Below are 17,139 nucleotides of genomic sequence, written 5' to 3'. Positions count from 1 at the left end.
TGCGTTTGATTTCATTCAAACGTGTTTTTTTTTCTACTTTTGATGTGATTCGGTTTATTTTTAGAGTTTTGTTGTATAATGGTAATAAAGAAATACGCGTTTTTTCTTTGTTTTTTTATGATACAATGTTCAATTAGGAAGGATGTGATGGCGTGAAACGGTTTCAAATTCGATTAAGTATCTTTATGATTTTAGGATTTAGCGTGCTTAGTGCACTGCTTTACTCATCGTTTTTTCTAATTACGAACAATTTCTTAAAAGAAAGAACCACCGACAATCTAAGTTTAATTGGTGAATCGATGAATACGCACCTATCGTCCACCTTTAAAAAAGATTACGACGCATTTTTAGTCTACCTTGATGCTCATATGAATGATGTAAATCCAATCGACGGTTTAAATGATCATAAAGAAAGTGTCACATTTAATGGCTTAACGCCCGTTACCTTTGGGAAAAAAGAAGGAAACACACTGTCCTTGTTCGGTGAAAGCTTAGTTTATCAGCAAGTGTTTTTCGAAACGAATTATTTTCAAATACCCGTATCGATTTACCCACTAAGCACCGTATTTAATACAGAAGATCAAACCAATTACGTTGTCTTTACCTCAAATGATTATGTCATGTTACTTGATGCCAACGCTTACGTCGAAAACATCTTTAATTCAAATCACGCAAGTAGCTATCAAAGTTACATTATCTCTCAAGACGGCTATGTGTTTATCAGTTCGGATCAACAATACTCAACGACCAAATTTGGCAACCATTTTTTACTTGAGGTTGAACGCAAAGACTTCTTTTTGAATCTTCGATCAAATCAATCTGGCTTGATTGAAACAACCTACCTAGATGAAGTCTCTTTTATTACCTTTAATGAAGTCAATTATGACTCATTAGAACCGATTTACTTCGTCAATGTCTTTTTGTATGACGATGTGATTGGATCAAATCAAGCCTTAATTGAAACACTGATTCTAATTTTTAGTCTATCCGTGGTATTATTCATCGGCTTCTTATTACTCGGTTATAAGTTAGTCGAAATGAAAGTAGCGGACATTGAAAACTCAAGGTTTAAGTTTTATTACGACAAGCCAATGATGGTAAAAATTAACCGTTACGGCAAAATCTTAAAGAAAAATAGAAGTTTTAAAGAAACCATTGTTGCTCACGATAAATTAGTTAGTGTGCGTGATTTTCTATTAGTTGAGGACAATCAAAACCCTCTAGACATCATTAAACGTCAAAAAGTGTTATCAACACGCTTTGATTTAGAGAAGCATCAACTCTATTTAAGATTTATTCCACTAAAAACAACGTTTGGGTATTTACTCGTTGCGGATAACTACACGAAACTTGAATTAAAGTTTCAGTCTTACCGTTCGATTGCCCATTTTAATTCGATCTCTAAATTACCAAACATCAATCATTTAAAGTATGACTTAGCGGCATATGTCAGTCAAACAGAGACACATAGCAACAAAAATGCCCTACTCGTTTTTTCGATGGTCAATTTTACTAGTTACGTTAAGTTATTAGGTGAAGTCGTAGTAAATAAGATGATTATAAACATTAGAAATACGACATTAGAGTTATTAAAAAATAAGAATGCAACGCTTTATAATTTATATCAAGATCATTTTGCGATATTCTTTAAAGACCTGGCTAGTTACGAGGACATTAAACCATTTGTCGAAAAACTATCTCAAACGCTTGAACAAACCATCGACGTGGATGAGAATAATTTCTTGTTAGATTTCCGTTTTGGTGTCTTTAACTTAGAGCACGACAACTACGTTAGCCTAAATCAAGATGAAATTTATGATAACGCCATGCTTGCCTTAAACAAATGTAAGACCTTATTAACAAGCAAACTGGTGACTTATGACATCACGCTTGGTCAGTTTGTGAATAAAAAAGAACAAATGGAAAGAGATTTGATTGAGGCGATTGAAAAAGAAGAGTTTGTGATGTTCTTACAACCTCAGTATTCGACCGTTTCAGATAGAATTGTCGGTTTTGAAGCACTTATTCGCTGGGATAACAAAAAGTATTTAAGTACATCACCAGAAGAGTATATCTCTCTAGCTGAATCAAACAACTTAATTATTGATATTGGTAGACAAATCATGCACCAAACCTTTAAAATGGCAAAAGCACTTGAAAGCTATGACATCAACATCTCAATGAATATATCACCCGTTCAAATGCTACAAGCAGGGTTTACAAATGAGTTTATGCAAATCTATCAAAGTTACGATTTAAAACCAAATTCGATTTCGATAGAAGTGACTGAAACGTTCTTAATGACCTCATTTGAACTAATCATAGAGAAACTTAAAATATTACAACGTTTTGGGGTTTCAATTCACCTAGATGACTTTGGGACCGGTTATAGTTCACTCTTATATCTAAAAGAGTTACCGATTGATTCAATTAAAATCGACCGCAAGTTCATCATGTACGCGCTTAGTGATAAATATTCTAAGGCCATCATTAACATGATCATCTCCTTAGCTAAGAACTTAGATTTAGAGGTGATTGCTGAGGGCGTTGAGGATGATAAGCAGTACCAATTACTTAAAAAGAGCGGTTGTAACACCGTTCAAGGCTTCTACATTGGAAAAGCGATGCGCTTTGATGATGCAGTTGTCTTGCTAAATGAATTTTCACTTGATAAACTATCTAAGAAAAAAGAGGTGAAATAACATGTTTAAAATCATTTTACAAACTGAAATGGGTAGCGTTACCTCGACAGTTATCTTTGTTGTTGTTCTAGGTATTACGATTGCATTGTTGTATTTTCTTGCAAAAAATGTACTAACAACCGAAAGACGATACAAAGAAGAAAGAAATATTCTTGTTGAAGGTGCACTATCTAGAAGTGCCATGAACTCATATGTTTCTTCATATATTGCAAAAATTGGTAAAGATGTCTCTTTCTCGATGATCTATTTGGATCTAGATAACTTTGCTGATATTGATAATACTTTTGGAACCAAAGAAACGGATAAAATTATTGAGAAAATTACCAAGAGAATGGTTGATATTATGCCTAAAAACATCAAAGTTTCTCGATATGATTCAGATTCTTTTATGATATTTGTGCCACTAGATTACGATAAAATGCAAGCCTTAAACTACGCAAGGAAATTAAATGAAGCCATCAATGAGTCGATAGATCTCTTTGGTGAAACAAACATTAACCTCACCGCCTCGATTGCGCTTTGTTATTACCCAATCCACGGTAATAACATCAAATCGATGCTAAACTCCTTGAAGTTAGCGGTTTATACCGTTAAGAAGAACGGTGGAAACGCGATTCGTATTTACTCTGAGGACATGAGTCAAACCGATGGTGAATTCCTAGAGTACTATTATCAAATTAAAAAAGCGATTGAGAAAAAAGAATTCGTTTTGTATTATCACCCAATCATCAAGCTTGATGAAAATAAAATATATGGCGCAGAAGCACTCTTACGGTGGGAACACCCAGAGCACGGATTACTCTCGCCTTATAAGTTTATAAACATCATGGAACAATCTGGTGACATTTACTGGGTTGGTTTATGGGGATTAGAGTCACTAATCAAAAGTTATTATCAACTTAAACAAGCCTACCCTACTGAAGACATTAAGCTATCGTTTAACTTATCGCCCAAGCAGTTAATGTATGAATCGATTGCAACAGACTTTCAAAAACTCTTAAGAAAGTATAAGATGAATGCGAACAATATCATCTTAGAGCTTGCAGAGTACGCACTTTTTGAAAAACATCAAACCGTGGTTGAAAGCATCAAGAAGTTAAAACACATCGGTTTTAATATCGCAATTGATGGCTTTGGTCTTGATTACGCGACACTAACAAGACTTGAGACGGCACCAATCGATATTATTAAATTATCGAAGAGTTTTATTAGTGAAGAACAAACCTACGTCACAGAAAAGTTTGCAAACTTATTAGTCGAATTCGGTAAGAATAACAAGAAAGTGATCATCGCAGAAGGTATTGAAAATGATGAAATGCTTCAAAAAATAGTCAATTATGACATCCATTATGGCCAAGGTTACCACTTTGCGCACCCGATGAGCTTCGATGATTTAAAGGGTTATTATCAAGTTTTAAAGCACAACGAAAAAATATAATACAAAGTTATTGACAAAGATAATCCATCATGCTAAAATGACACTGTATCGAAAAGTATGTCATGTTAAAAGGCAAAACTAGAGAAATCTAGTGACGCAAAACTATAGGGCCTGAAATGGTAGCCAGTTGCACACGTTAAGTGAGCGACTGGCTTTTTTATATACTAAGACATAGATAGAAGGTGATTATATGAGGCTATCTGAAGTACTTGGTGCACAAAAAAAACCTAAATTAAAAAGAAGATACGTCACATTAATCATTTTGATCAGTGGTCTACTTTCCTTAGGATTTGGATTTGTGACATTCTATGGGCTTCAAACTGGGACTTATGCATTAACAATGAGTCCTGAGGCAAGTGAAAAGAATATTCAATTGTCTGAGAGTTTGGATTTTACAAATGCAGCATCTAGACTCTTTGTAAACCCAACGATGGATGCACTTGATACAACTTATCTATTTTTGAATGTGGAAGCCGCAATTAATACTGACGGTAGATACACTGATCCAAACAACAAAGACTATACCGCGTACACATTTTATATAAAGAATAGCGGGCTTGAAATGGTTGATTTGACTTACACCATTTCACTAAATGATATTCACAATAATTTAGATGATGCGATTCGAATACTTGTGATTGAGGACAACCTCCAAGGTGAAGTCACCAGGACCATGTATCAAAAAGAAGACCCATTTCCTAAAAATTATGTGAACCTTCCTGAGGCAGTCACCTTTAGCGGAACGACAGTTGCCGAAAGAGATATTAACAAATTACAAGCAGGACAAATTAGAAAATTTACTTATCTTATGTGGATTGAAGGTCAAGACTCAAGTGATGAGATGTTAGGTGGAAGAATAAGGTTTCAAATCAACTTTGAAATTTCAAATGCGGATAGATGATAAAAAAAATCTTGTTATTATCGATTTCATTTACACTCTTAACAATCACACTTGGCGCATCGACCTTCGCATGGATTACCATTACAACGGTTAATAGAGTCGAAGGCATTGGCATCAATGCTACACTAGGTAACCGACTTGAAATGTCTCTTGATGGCATAAACTATGAGCAAAACCTTCAAGGGCAAGCAATCTTAGACGAGTTGTCTAAGTTAAAATTAACGGATGTGACCAGTTATGATGGCAAGACTTTCTATACTGGTATCCAACAAAATTTAAAAGAAGCAGGAAAGAATCGTGATTATATCTCGCTTGATTTCTACTTCAGATCAACCTCTCCCTATCGTAACGTATATCTATATGAAAACGTAAACGTAGGTGCGATCTATGACACACCACCAGATGAGGGGACCTACTTCTTATCTAAGGGTGTGGATTTTAGATCAAAAGTCACATATCAGCATTCAGAAACAAGAATCGTGAATGCAGGTGAAACATTTAAGGCGTTTGCATCAAACGCAGTTCGGGTATCATTTGTTGAGCAAAAGCTTAACGAACAAGACTTAAGAGAAGAAGACAGTCTACTTACAACCATTTATGATCCAAGTGAAAATGAGCTAAGAGGTTTTGGTAAGCCTTACGGCGGGCTTGCTTACTACAATCAAGTAACCAGTCGTAATCTAACCCCACCAAAGATCATACCTGAAACGATATATCAGCTATCAAAGTTTGCAGAATATAACCCAAACTTAGCCTTAGGTGATGAATCCTTGTTGTTAAGGCTCATAGAAACAAACGAGTTAGATGAGTACGGTAGAGTTTACTACAAAGGCTTACTAACAATCAACATTTGGCTTGAAGGCTGGGACGCGGATATGTTTGATGCCATTTTGAATGACACAATCAAAATACAACTCACATTCAAACCAGCAAACAGTCTTACCGAAATAAATGAAAACTTATAAAAGAGAAAATGGAGAAAAAAGAAAATGAAAAACTTATACAAAAAAATTGGTGATGAGCATTGTTGCAGTAACCTTAGTCGTTGCAGCACTTGGCGCATCAACATTCGCATGGTTTACTCTATCAAATAGAGCAGAAATTGGTTCATTCGATGCAGAAGTTACAGCAGGGGAAGGTATTGAAGTATCTATCGATGGAACGAACTGGTACTCAACACTTCCAAGTAGTGTTATTAATGCATTTTTAGAATCACAAAATGATGGAGAAACGCCAATTTTAGAAGCAGTAACAACAACCAATGCAGTGGCATTCACTAAAGTATCAATTCAAGATGTTACAGGTGATTCTGTTGGGACATTAGTACCAACTGCTGCTCCTGCTAGCTCCTACATTTCATTTACATTATTTTTCAGATCACAAAATGCAACTGAATTATATTGGCAAAATGCAACGATAGGATCCGAAGTCAAATCATGGACACCAGACACAACTTTCTTAATGGCAGATGGCACAAGTGTAAATCCATCAGCTCCAGTCAATGTTAGAGCTGCAAACGCAGTTAGAGTTGCAGTTGTGGGAACAGTAACAAAAGCATTTCAAGTAGCATCAGGTTCAGTTGAAGGTGTTGTGAATAGTGCTAGTAACTCAATCGTTTTAAATGGTGCAATTGCATATCACAATGCAAAAAACCCAGACAATGTGTATCCTGAATTATCTAGTGTTAGCATATTAGAAGCAGCTACAAGTTTCCCTGAAAGTACTGTTGTAGGAACACCTAATGGATTTGACATACTCGATTTAAATGGTACAGCTACTGATAATGGTATAGACTATAATACAGGTAATTTAGTTGTAAAAGTGTGGATTGAAGGTTGGGATGCAGATACTTTCAATGCAATTTTAAAAGAAGCGATTAATGTTACACTTTCTTTCGAAGGAAAAGTAAAAAAAATAAGAATTAAAATAAAGGAGAAAAATGAAAATGAAAAAATTATTATTATCAATTACAGCTGTAATCATTACGGTTGCGGCTTTAGGAACAAGCACATTCGCTTGGTTCACATTATCAAATAGAGCAGAAATTGGTCAGTTCAATGCTGAAGTTACAGCAGGTGAAGGTATTGAAGTGTCTCTAGATCAAACTAATTGGTATTCAACACTTCCAAGTAGTGTGATTAATGCATTTTTAGAATCACAAAATGGTGGTGAAACACCGGTGTTATCAGACGTAACTACAACTGATGCGATAAACTTCACTAAAATCTCAGTTTCCGATGTTACAGATAATCCTGTCGGAACTTTGGTATCAAACACAGCTCCTGCCGGTTCATATATATCGTTTACTTTGTATTTTAGATCACAAAATGCAACTAAATTATATTGGCAAAATGCAACAATCGGTTCTGATGTTAAATCGTGGACACCAGACACAACGTTTTTAATGGCTGATGGATCACAAGCCACACCTGCAGCTCCAGTTGATGTTAGAGCAGCAAATGCAGTGAGAGTAGCAGTTGTTGGGACAGTCACAAAAGCATTTCAATTAGCCGATGGTGTAATTGAAGGTGTAGAAAACAGCGGAAGCCAAATTATTATTACTGATGGAGCAATCGCTTATCATAATGCTAAAAACCCAGATAATCAGTTCCCAGCTTTAAGTGGTCAAACGATGCTTGCGACAGAAACAAGCTTCCCAGCTGGCACAACAGGAACACCTAATGGATTTGATGTTCTTAACTTAGCTGGTGCAGCTACTGAAAATGGAATTACATATAATACAGGTAATCTAGATGTTAAAGTATGGATTGAAGGATGGGATGCCGACACTTTTAATGCCATTTTAAAAGAAGCAATTGCTATAACCTTATCATTTGAAGGAAAAGAATAAGATATTTAATAACTGAATTTTATTAGACAAACATTGGTTAGATCTACTCACAAGTAGTGGATCTAACCAAATTTCTAATAACCAATAGAAAAAATCAATAAAATATAGATTTTAAAGCGTTTTTATATTATAATTTAAATTAGATAAATTCGGCTAATTTAAAAGGAGATGCGTTAAGTGAAAAACAAAAACACGGTTCAACGAATATTAAGTATTACTGGAAATGTAGTATTTTACATTATCCTTGCAGCTTTATTGATTTTTTCAATTGCGAATATGAGAATTAAGAAGGCTAACGACATCCCTAACGCATTAGGTTATGGGTTCTTATCGGTCGTTTCAGACTCAATGGAAGGTTCAAAAGAAAACTCATTTGATAAAGGCGATTTAATCATCGTACGTATGTTAAATGATAAATCAATTAAAGATTTAAAAGAAGGCGATATTGTTACCTTCTATGATTGGAATATTTTAAGAATTAATACCCACAGAATCGTTGATATTGGATCAAACTACGTGATCACACAAGGGGATAAAGCAGCCAATAGTGCGGCATACGTCAAGGGTGAAAACAACGAAGGTAAACAGTATGAAACAGTATTACATGACGATCTAATCGCAGTACACAGAAGTACTTGGTCAAATGCAGGTACAACACTTGATAGACTTCAAACACCGGTTGGATTTGCAATCGCAATCATTCTACCAGTCTTTGTTTTACTAGTGATTCAAGGCATAAACCTTGCAAGAGCGGTATTATCAATTAGTAAGAATAAGATGGAAGAAAAACATCAACAAGATAAAGAAAAAGTTTTACAAGAACTCGAAGCCGAAAAAGAGAAATTAAGAAAAGAATTATTAGAAGAATTAAAGAAAGAACAACAAAACAAACAATCCTAACTAAGTAGAGGTAATACGATGGTCAATTTTGCACGTTATTATGTCGACTTTATTAGAAGGTTATTTTCAAACATCGGCGAATTTTTCAAAAGAATTTTTGAAGCGTTTGCCGATTTACTTTTTAATGACGTCGTTAATTATTTTAAAAATTTAATCGATGCGAGTAAAACGTTCGGATTCCTAGACTGGTTAATCGCCATTGTCGTAATTGGAATCAACGTCATATTCATTATTTTTATTGTCATAAGACTTTACCAGTTTTTAAGACATTACATTCGTTTTGCGAAGTCTGAGCTAGATAAAGACGAACTCTTAGAAGAAATTGCTCTTTTAAGCCAAAAGACCGTAGAACTTGCGGATGAAAAGAATAAAATTCTTCAACTCAAAATGGGCAATGTCACTGGTTATTCAGGACAAGATAACCCATTTGATGATAAACCAAAAGTCATTACGTCCCGTTTTGCTAAATTGATTCAAGTAGATAACACCTATAAGAATCAAATTACATCCGTTACAATGAGTCCTGAGGATATGATTGGTCTACCAGAATTAATTAATCGTTTTATCAATTTCTCAGCATCTAAACTGGGACTTTATTACGATAAAAAAACAATCGCAACCTATTTTTCAGGTATGGCTACATCGAAAATTATGATATTAGAAGGTATTTCTGGGACTGGTAAGACCAGTTTACCTTACGCAATGGGGAAGTTTTTTAGTAACGATTCAGCCATCATATCGGTTCAACCGTCATGGCGTGATCGTGCCGAAATGATTGGATACCTTAACGAATTTACAAAGAAGTTTAATGAAACTGACTTCTTAAAAGAACTTTATGAAACAACGTATCGCGAAGATTTAAACTTCATCGTCCTAGATGAATTAAACTTAGCTCGTATTGAATACTATTTTGCTGAGTTCTTATCAATTATGGAAATGCCAAACGTGAGTGAATGGAAAATCGATATTGTGCCGGATACTCAACCTGGTGATCCAAGACGTTTTGAAAATGGTAAGTTATTGGTGCCACAAAACGTTTGGTTTGTTGGCACGGCTAATAAAGATGACTCTACCTTTACGATTACTGATAAGGTCTATGACCGTGCGGTATCGATCATCATGAACCAAAAGGCGGAATTCATAGATGCGCCACCAACAGATGGTATAACAATGAGTCATGAATATTTAGAGTCGTTGTTCCTAACGGCTCAAAAAGCAAACCCAATTACGCCAAAGACCATGGATAATCTTGAAAAATTAGATGATTTCATTGCAGCGAAATTTAAAATCACTTTCGGTAACCGTATCACAAAACAAATTAAAGCGTTTGTGCCTGTGTTTGTTGCCTGTGGTGGGTCTGAAATTGAAGGCTTAGATTATATGGTCGCAAGAAAGATCTTAAGAAAGTTTGAAACGTTAAACTTACCATTCTTACAAGATGAACTTGCAGAATTAATTACCGTGATGGATAAACTATTTGGTAAAAATGCCTTTAAAGAATGTACATTATTCATTAATGATTTAAGAAAACAATTTTAATAAGCAGGGATAACTATGAAAAAACCACAGGACCAGTTGGATTTGATTTACCAAAATTACATCGATCTACTCACACAAGTCGAAAATGATCCATTCACGACTCAGTTTTATAAGGCGTTAAAGAGTGGGTCAAATACGGTTTATCAAAAAAACATGTCAGAATCAAAAGCGTTTGATGAAACATGGATTAAAACCATTGAATCCTATTTTCCTAGTTTAGATAAAATCACAAAAAATCCGAAATCGTCTTTAAAATACGATGAAGAAATCGTTGCGATTGAAAGGGCAAAAAAAGTCAATAGTCAATCAATCAGACATTTAGCCTCACATACTCATATGATTAAAGAAGTTAGAAGAGACGGTTCTGTGATGCCTAAAAAGATTATGGTTCAAGAATCCGACATTGATTACGGCATTTATGAAAACCGGTTTATTATGACGTTAATTGAACGTTTATTTCATTTTGTGAGATCTCGTTTAGATACGATCAAAGAGAATTTTGATTCGTATGAAAAGAAACATTTTAATTACCAATCAGCGTTTAAGCTAAATCAAACAAATGTGGATCTATCGATTGATGTGACATTAAAAGATGAACTTGATAACCCTGAATTAAACGAATACAATAAAAAGCTGTTAAAACGGGTTGAACACTTAGACAAACTGGTTGCTTCTTTAAAAGGTTCACAGTTTATGCAATTAATGGAAGGGCAAAAAAAAGTCATTCCACCGATTATAAAAACACAAATCATCTTAAAGAATGTGGATTTTAGAAATGCTTACATGCTTTGGTTATTTCTTGATCGTTATAATTTAGTTGCCTACGACGTAACGGTTAAAGAAAAGGATTTAACTTTTGATAAGGCGTATTTAAAAGACGTCGAACGTCTTGCAATGACGTCGTTTATTACCATTACTGCAAATCAAAACAAGCGTAAAGAATTATACGATGAAATTGAGCTTAAAGCGTATCGGAAGAAACACTTTAATGTATCAACAAAACACATTGATGATGTGATTGAAGAACCTTCAGGAATTGAACTCGAAGATACCAACCTAAATCAATACTTTTTAGAACAAAACAAAAAGTTGTTTAAGAAGGATTTGGACGAACAGTTAGAAAAGTCATCCACCTATGAAGTGGGCTTAAAACGTGCCATTCGTGATTTAATCAATATTACGAATGGGGTTTATGAGTCACATTTTCAATTAGATACTGAAACTGATGTGTTTAGACAACTAGTCAAAAATGATGATCCTGAGGTTTTGTTAAAAGAACTTAAAGAAAAACAACGTATTGCTCGAATCATTAGAGAGACAAAAGAAGTCGATTACAACAATGCCATCCGTCTTGAACGTAGTTTGTTAAAAGAAATCGAAAAGAATGACCAACGATTGATCTCAAGTTTATCCAAACGCCAAGAAAAATCAATAACCGAACAAAAAGAACTTGAACGATTAAAAAATGAAAGACAAATGGCCAAAGAAAACGATAAACTGTTGGCTGAAAGCTTAAAGTATACGTCTAAAATGAAAGAAGAACTTCAAAAAGAACGCCAACAAACAGAAGAACTACTCAAAAAATCAGTTGAAGAGCGAAATCACTTAGAAAATGTGAAACTCTTGGCTGAAAAAGAGAAGCTTGATAAGTCTTATGAAGAAAAACTCGCTAAAATAACATCCAAATTTGAGCTTGAAAAGAAACAACAATCTCAAGAAGTAGAAAAGCAAATCAAAGCATTTAAAAAGGAACAAGCAGATAAGCTTAAAGAAGAAAAGAAACGCATTAAGGCTTATTACATGGCAGAATTAAAACAAATTAAAGAAGAAAAACGTCAAAAAGAAGCGCACATTAAAGTCAAACTGCGTGCACAACACGAAAATAATCAAGTTAAGCTTGAAAGTAAGTTTGAAAAACTAAAAGAGCGCACGCTTCACAAACTTGAGGCTGAAAAGACTGCCTATGAAAATGTCTTGAAGTTAAAGAACCAAAAAGAAAAAGAGAAATAGAAGTAAGGAGGGTTAATTATGAGAAGAAACCAAAGTAATCGTTTGTTCTTCTTGACCATTGGGTTATTCATATTAACCCTTGGTCTATTTACGAGCGTTGTTTTCGCATGGATTTCACAGTCAAGAAACGCAAGTGTTTCTCCTTTCGTGGCAAGCGTCAAAGATTTAGCAATCGACTTTGATTTCTATAGATATAACGATGAAGATACATTTGATGGTAGTAGTTCATACACATTAGAAAACAATACGTGTAATAACACAACGTTTTGTTACGATTTCTTAGAAAATCCTACAGCAAGTGCGGTTATACCTCAAAAATTAAAACCTTCTGATAAACTTAGTTTTGCGATTACCATTAGTAATCGTTCAACAACCGATACGACACTCGATTTAAAACTTAATGGTGTTATGTCACTCGGGTTTAACCAAATCAACAATCAAATACAACGCGCTTTTAAATATGAAGTTAAAGCCGTGAAATATCTAAACAACAGCGTAGAATCTGCCGATCAAAAGACCTTATTTAGTTACGCAAACACTTACTTTGTGCCTGAGGTCAGCAATTACACGTTAATTGATGATGTCTCGCTTGCCAAACAAAATGACGCTAATAGTGTGGTAATTATATTTTTTGATTTATATTTTGATCCAAGTATTGGTTCTTATGATACAAATAATGTCCTTCAGAATAATTCTAATGCATTTATGAACCAAGTCTTTAAAATCGATCAACTCTTGATTGATTACGAGGATTAATTATGAAAAAAATCATGAAAATCACAACTTACCTATTAACTGCTTTCATGCTTGTGATCATATTTTCACTTGTTTACGCAGGGACGAAAGCGGTAAGAAACAATGGAATTGTAACGCTGTTTAACCGTGGCTATTCAGTCGTTATGACGGATTCAATGGAACCGACCATTCAAGTGGGTGAGTTCATCATAGTAAAAACTATTAGCTATGATGAGGCTTATCGAATGGTCGAAAACGATGAAGATCCTGTGTTAGTCTATAAATCGTCTCGTGGAATTCACATCGTTCATAGAGCCATTGATATTTCTGATGGCAGTATTCTAATGAAAGGTGATAACCCTAAAGCACCTGTTGACAGTGAATTAGTAACACAAGATAACCTTGTTGGAATAGTGATAGGTCAAACGATGGCATTTGGACTTGGGAAGTTACTAGTCAACTCAAGAAGCTTAATTTTCTTAGTGGCAATCCTTGCATTTGTTGTGTTATTAGTCATGGAAATTTCTTCTATTTTTAAACAAGTAAAAGAACGTAACGAACTAAAGCTTAATGCGCAGTTTGAAGCGGAAAAAGCGCGTATAATAAGTGAAGAAAAAGAACGATTAAGAAAAGAACTCGAAGAAGAATTAAAAAAAGAAGATACAACAGATTAAATTTCTTGACTTATGTGTTCATTAAAAGTATAATATAAATAGAAAATTATATAGGCAAAACTAGAGAAATCTAGCGACGCAAAGCTATAGGGCCTGAAAACGGTAGCCAGTTGCACTTAATCTTTAAGTGGCTGGCTTTTTTTGTCCCTTAAGGATTATTTTTAATCTCGGCAAAACTAGGGAAACCTAGTGACGCAAAGCTATAGGGCCTAAAAATGGTAGCCAGTTGCATCTAAGAAATTAGATCGCTGGCTTTTTATTTTTATAAAGGAGGTGCTAGTGATGAAAAAACGTTCGTTAATCCCATCAATCTTAATCGTTTTGTCATTAATGATGTTATTACCAACGTCTGTTTTTGCTTGGTTTAGCTTCCAAAATAACGTCACACTAGTGAACCTTGAAACGAGTCAAATGGATGTATCGATTGAAGTAGATGAAAATCAATCAGTTCAAGTGATTAGTCAAACCATTACGACAAACACACTTACATACATAGATTTTAATAAAGATATTGTCTTAAATACCTCAGGTGCACTAAACCACATCGCTTCATCTATTGGTATTACCTTATCAAATAGTGAAGACAGCATCACCGTTAAAAATAGAATTAATTTAGATACGTTAAATGAGCAAGCCCTCATTTATTTAGTCGTTGTAGAAGGCAAAAACATCGAAGAAACTCATGAATACATTCGTGACTATTACAACTACATTCAAACCATCATTTCAAGTGGATCTACACTCGAACAACAAAGAAACTTAATCGACTCACACAATCAAAATATGTTACAATATATAGAGTCTGTTTCATTATTTGCCTCTGAAACTTTAACCTTCCAATTGGTGTTTTGGGCAGATTATGATTTATATCAAGGCCCTAATTATTTAGACCATGTCTATAATTTAGCCTTAAATATCGACTCAATCCAAGTGGATGGTGAGTTCTAATGAAGTACATTTCAAAAAAAATAATCGTCACCGTGATTATATTTAGTTTATCGGCATTACTCTTGACCATCAGCAGTTTTGCCTGGTATCGCAGTCAAAGAGTTTTGCCGATTATTTTAGAAAATGGTGAGTTTGATGTTGTGCTCAAAGTTGATTTTGATGGCTTAGAGGTTGGTTTAAATAGTCCTTACTATGACAATCAAAAAAAGATTATCATCATTGATGGTGGCGATTCAAGTGCACCTAACTACATAGGTAAATTAAATATAAGCGTAGAAGTCACAAGTTCTATTGCCTCTAGGTTTCGCTTAAGACTTCAAGATGAGTGGCAATTATTTAGACATTACTATCAATCGAATACTACTGTCTCAAGTGTGATTTATCATGAAAGAACGCCTGAGGGACCAATCGATAACCCATTCATTGTGGATTCAGGATTCTCATATCTTAGTGATAATAACGGATATATCTATTATGACAACATATTGATACCTAATGTGGCATATGAGTTTAAGATAATTGATCGAGGCACGAGATATAACGTTCGTGAAACTGACAATTACTATGAAGAGTGTATTGTACACCTCGATTTCTATTTTGATATTGTACAAGCCAACCGATTTAGCGAACGTTGGCAAATCAGTGAAACTTTCTTTAATTAACGTTTGGAGTTGATCGTATGAAACGACATTATTTAATCAAATTAATGATCGCAGCTTATGTTTTCATAAGCTTTTTTGGTATTGTTTCCTACGTGAATGAAAAAACAATTATTGCACAAGATAGCATTTATGAAAAAACAACAACATTTGATGGCGAAGGTCTAAAAACACCTGTTCAACCAATCGCCTTTACAAATAACTTTATTAAATTTAGTCGTCTCTACTTAGGACAAGAAGCTGTTAATCCGGCTAAAACATACGTAATTGAAAATGCCGTTGATCTCTATTATTTTTCATTAAAGTCCAAAGAAGAACCACAAACGTATTTGAATCTCAATTACGTTTTAGGTAAAGACATCGATTATAATGAAGCATCAACTCAAGGTTTATTCTTTATTCCGGTGGGGTTTAATACCCCGTTCAATGGGACGTTTGATGGCCAAGGTTTTGAAATTACAAATCTATTTTTCTCACCAATTATCCAAGAGTCCGTTTACATCAATGAATACGACGAAGCACTCGTCCATTATTCGATGTTTTCAAACGTTGGAGCCACTGGACAAGTGGTTAATCTTGGGTTAAAAAACGTCTGGATGTATCAACCGATTGCTTGGGGTCAAATGATTTACGCCTCAACCATGATTGGGAAAAATGACGGCCTTGTTTCTCACGTCTACTACATCGATGACCGCTTAGAACCAGGGTTAAACGTGGATGGTGATTTTGAGGTATCTGGATTGATATCGATTAATAATGGGATCTTTAAAGAGGCGTTTGTTTCATTGGTTACCGTTTTATCGGACGCGTCAACCTCAACAATCAATCACACACCGGTCATCAATACAAATAATGGTCAATCATTAGTAAATGTGTATTATGACCAACAAAAATATACAAAAAACAAGTTATCAACGGATTTAAGTGTTGGTTTAACGACGGCACAATTTCAAGAGAGTAACCGTTTTGATTCAAAATGGTATTTTAATAACTCTTATTCTACTAATAACCCGCAAGCGTTAAGAACATTGATTTACCCAACATTAAAAGGTCTAAAGAAAGACCTAACTGGCAACCTATTGATTTCAAACGCAAGAGATTTAGTTGTGATGTCACAACTATTGAATGAAACGAATTATTTTAGAAATCAAAACTACCGTATCAATAATGACATCAATTATGATTCGGTTAGTAAAGACGCTTACATTACGCCTAAGTTTGGTTTTTCAGGTTCGTTAGAATCATTACCTATTTCAAATCCTAGTCAGACGACGCTCTACACAAGAAATTTCATAGTTGGCGCAAGTAACTACTATAGTATTCTTAATCTAGAAATCAACAAAGAAGTAATGATTAATAACTTAGTGACCTATGGCTTATTTGGTGTCTTATTCGGACGAGTTGCAAATTTGAATGTGATTGATATGAAAATGGGAATTACAAATATTACCACACACAGCGAACGTCCTGAGGTATCCATTGGTTCAATTGCTGGTTATTTAAGTGGTGGATCAATTAATAACGTGCATGTCTATGCGGGTATTCAAATCGCTAATGGGACTAACCCAAAAACCTATGTTGGTGGTTTAGTTGGTAAGGCTTTGGTCTTATCAATGAAACGTCGTTTAACGGATTTATTGACACAGGTGTTCATACATATCGAAGTAATGTAAATGAATCCGCAGTTGGTGGGTTAATTGGCTATGCTGAAGGCATTAGTGTAATCAAATCAACCAATAAAGCACCAATCACAGGCTTTAGCTATTTAACGACGAATCAATC

The 17,139-nt window shown here is 34.6% G+C and carries 14 protein-coding genes and 3 riboswitches; all 14 genes read left to right on the top strand.

Going from position 1 to position 17,139, the window contains the following annotated elements:
• Positions 1 to 152: 152 nt before the first annotated feature.
• The 14 genes from BN853_RS04835 to BN853_RS04770 all read left to right on the top strand — a co-directional run bounded on the left by BN853_RS04835 (position 153) and on the right by BN853_RS04770 (position 17,030).
• Positions 153 to 2,702 (top strand): EAL domain-containing protein, encoded by a 2,550-nt coding sequence (locus BN853_RS04835; RefSeq protein WP_030004834.1) that lies wholly within the window; start codon positions 153 to 155, stop codon positions 2,700 to 2,702.
• A 1-nt stretch (position 2,703) separates the two neighbouring features.
• Entirely contained in the window at positions 2,704 to 4,140 is a 1,437-nt protein-coding gene (locus BN853_RS04830) for a bifunctional diguanylate cyclase/phosphodiesterase (protein WP_030004833.1), read from the top strand.
• Positions 4,141 to 4,201: 61 nt separating this feature from the next.
• Positions 4,202 to 4,275, top strand: a riboswitch (cyclic di-GMP riboswitch).
• Between the two features lie 55 nt (positions 4,276 to 4,330).
• On the top strand, positions 4,331 to 5,041 hold the full coding sequence (locus BN853_RS04825; protein ID WP_030004832.1) for a hypothetical protein: 711 nt from the start codon (positions 4,331 to 4,333) through the stop codon (positions 5,039 to 5,041).
• Positions 5,038 to 6,006, top strand: a complete 969-nt coding sequence (locus BN853_RS04820; protein WP_030004831.1) for a hypothetical protein — start codon at positions 5,038 to 5,040, stop codon at positions 6,004 to 6,006. Before BN853_RS04825 ends, BN853_RS04820 begins: the two co-directional genes overlap by 4 nt.
• A 52-nt stretch (positions 6,007 to 6,058) precedes the next feature.
• Positions 6,059 to 7,078, top strand: a complete 1,020-nt coding sequence (locus BN853_RS04815; RefSeq protein WP_030004830.1) for a hypothetical protein — start codon at positions 6,059 to 6,061, stop codon at positions 7,076 to 7,078.
• Positions 6,987 to 7,892: a hypothetical protein gene (locus tag BN853_RS04810; RefSeq protein ID WP_052591259.1), complete on the top strand. Its 906-nt coding sequence runs from the start codon at positions 6,987 to 6,989 to the stop codon at positions 7,890 to 7,892. Before BN853_RS04815 ends, BN853_RS04810 begins: the two co-directional genes overlap by 92 nt.
• 177 nt (positions 7,893 to 8,069) lie before the next feature.
• Positions 8,070 to 8,792 carry a signal peptidase I gene (locus BN853_RS04805; RefSeq protein ID WP_030004828.1) on the top strand — a complete coding sequence of 241 codons (723 nt, stop codon included), beginning with the start codon at positions 8,070 to 8,072 and terminating at the stop codon, positions 8,790 to 8,792.
• 18 nt (positions 8,793 to 8,810) lie between these two features.
• Positions 8,811 to 10,331 carry a hypothetical protein gene (locus BN853_RS04800; protein WP_030004827.1) on the top strand — a complete coding sequence of 507 codons (1,521 nt, stop codon included), beginning with the start codon at positions 8,811 to 8,813 and terminating at the stop codon, positions 10,329 to 10,331.
• Positions 10,332 to 10,346: 15 nt separating this feature from the next.
• Positions 10,347 to 12,341 carry a DUF2357 domain-containing protein gene (locus BN853_RS04795; RefSeq protein ID WP_030004826.1) on the top strand — a complete coding sequence of 665 codons (1,995 nt, stop codon included), beginning with the start codon at positions 10,347 to 10,349 and terminating at the stop codon, positions 12,339 to 12,341.
• A gap of 18 nt (positions 12,342 to 12,359) precedes the next feature.
• On the top strand, positions 12,360 to 13,097 hold the full coding sequence (locus tag BN853_RS04790; RefSeq protein WP_030004825.1) for a hypothetical protein: 738 nt from the start codon (positions 12,360 to 12,362) through the stop codon (positions 13,095 to 13,097).
• A gap of 2 nt (positions 13,098 to 13,099) precedes the next feature.
• A complete protein-coding gene (locus BN853_RS04785; protein WP_030004824.1) occupies positions 13,100 to 13,750 on the top strand; it encodes a signal peptidase I in 651 nt (216 codons plus the stop codon).
• Between the two features lie 43 nt (positions 13,751 to 13,793).
• A riboswitch (cyclic di-GMP riboswitch) is annotated at positions 13,794 to 13,868 on the top strand.
• A 41-nt stretch (positions 13,869 to 13,909) separates the two neighbouring features.
• Positions 13,910 to 13,984, top strand: a riboswitch (cyclic di-GMP riboswitch).
• Positions 13,985 to 14,032: 48 nt separating this feature from the next.
• The gene (locus tag BN853_RS04780; RefSeq protein ID WP_030004823.1) at positions 14,033 to 14,698 is read left to right on the top strand and encodes a hypothetical protein; all 666 of its coding nucleotides are present in this window, start codon (positions 14,033 to 14,035) and stop codon (positions 14,696 to 14,698) included.
• Positions 14,698 to 15,360 carry a hypothetical protein gene (locus tag BN853_RS04775; protein ID WP_030004822.1) on the top strand — a complete coding sequence of 221 codons (663 nt, stop codon included), beginning with the start codon at positions 14,698 to 14,700 and terminating at the stop codon, positions 15,358 to 15,360. The genes BN853_RS04780 and BN853_RS04775 overlap by 1 nt, the downstream gene beginning before the upstream one ends.
• 17 nt (positions 15,361 to 15,377) lie before the next feature.
• A complete protein-coding gene (locus tag BN853_RS04770) occupies positions 15,378 to 17,030 on the top strand; it encodes a hypothetical protein (protein WP_030004821.1) in 1,653 nt (550 codons plus the stop codon).
• Positions 17,031 to 17,139 lie beyond the last annotated feature (109 nt).

Source organism: Paracholeplasma brassicae (assembly GCF_000967915.1).
Lineage (GTDB): Bacteria > Bacillota_I > Bacilli_A > Acholeplasmatales > UBA5453 > Paracholeplasma > Paracholeplasma brassicae.
The sequence above is the reverse complement of the archived record's forward strand: the minus strand, read 5'-3'. Positions and strand labels throughout refer to the sequence as shown.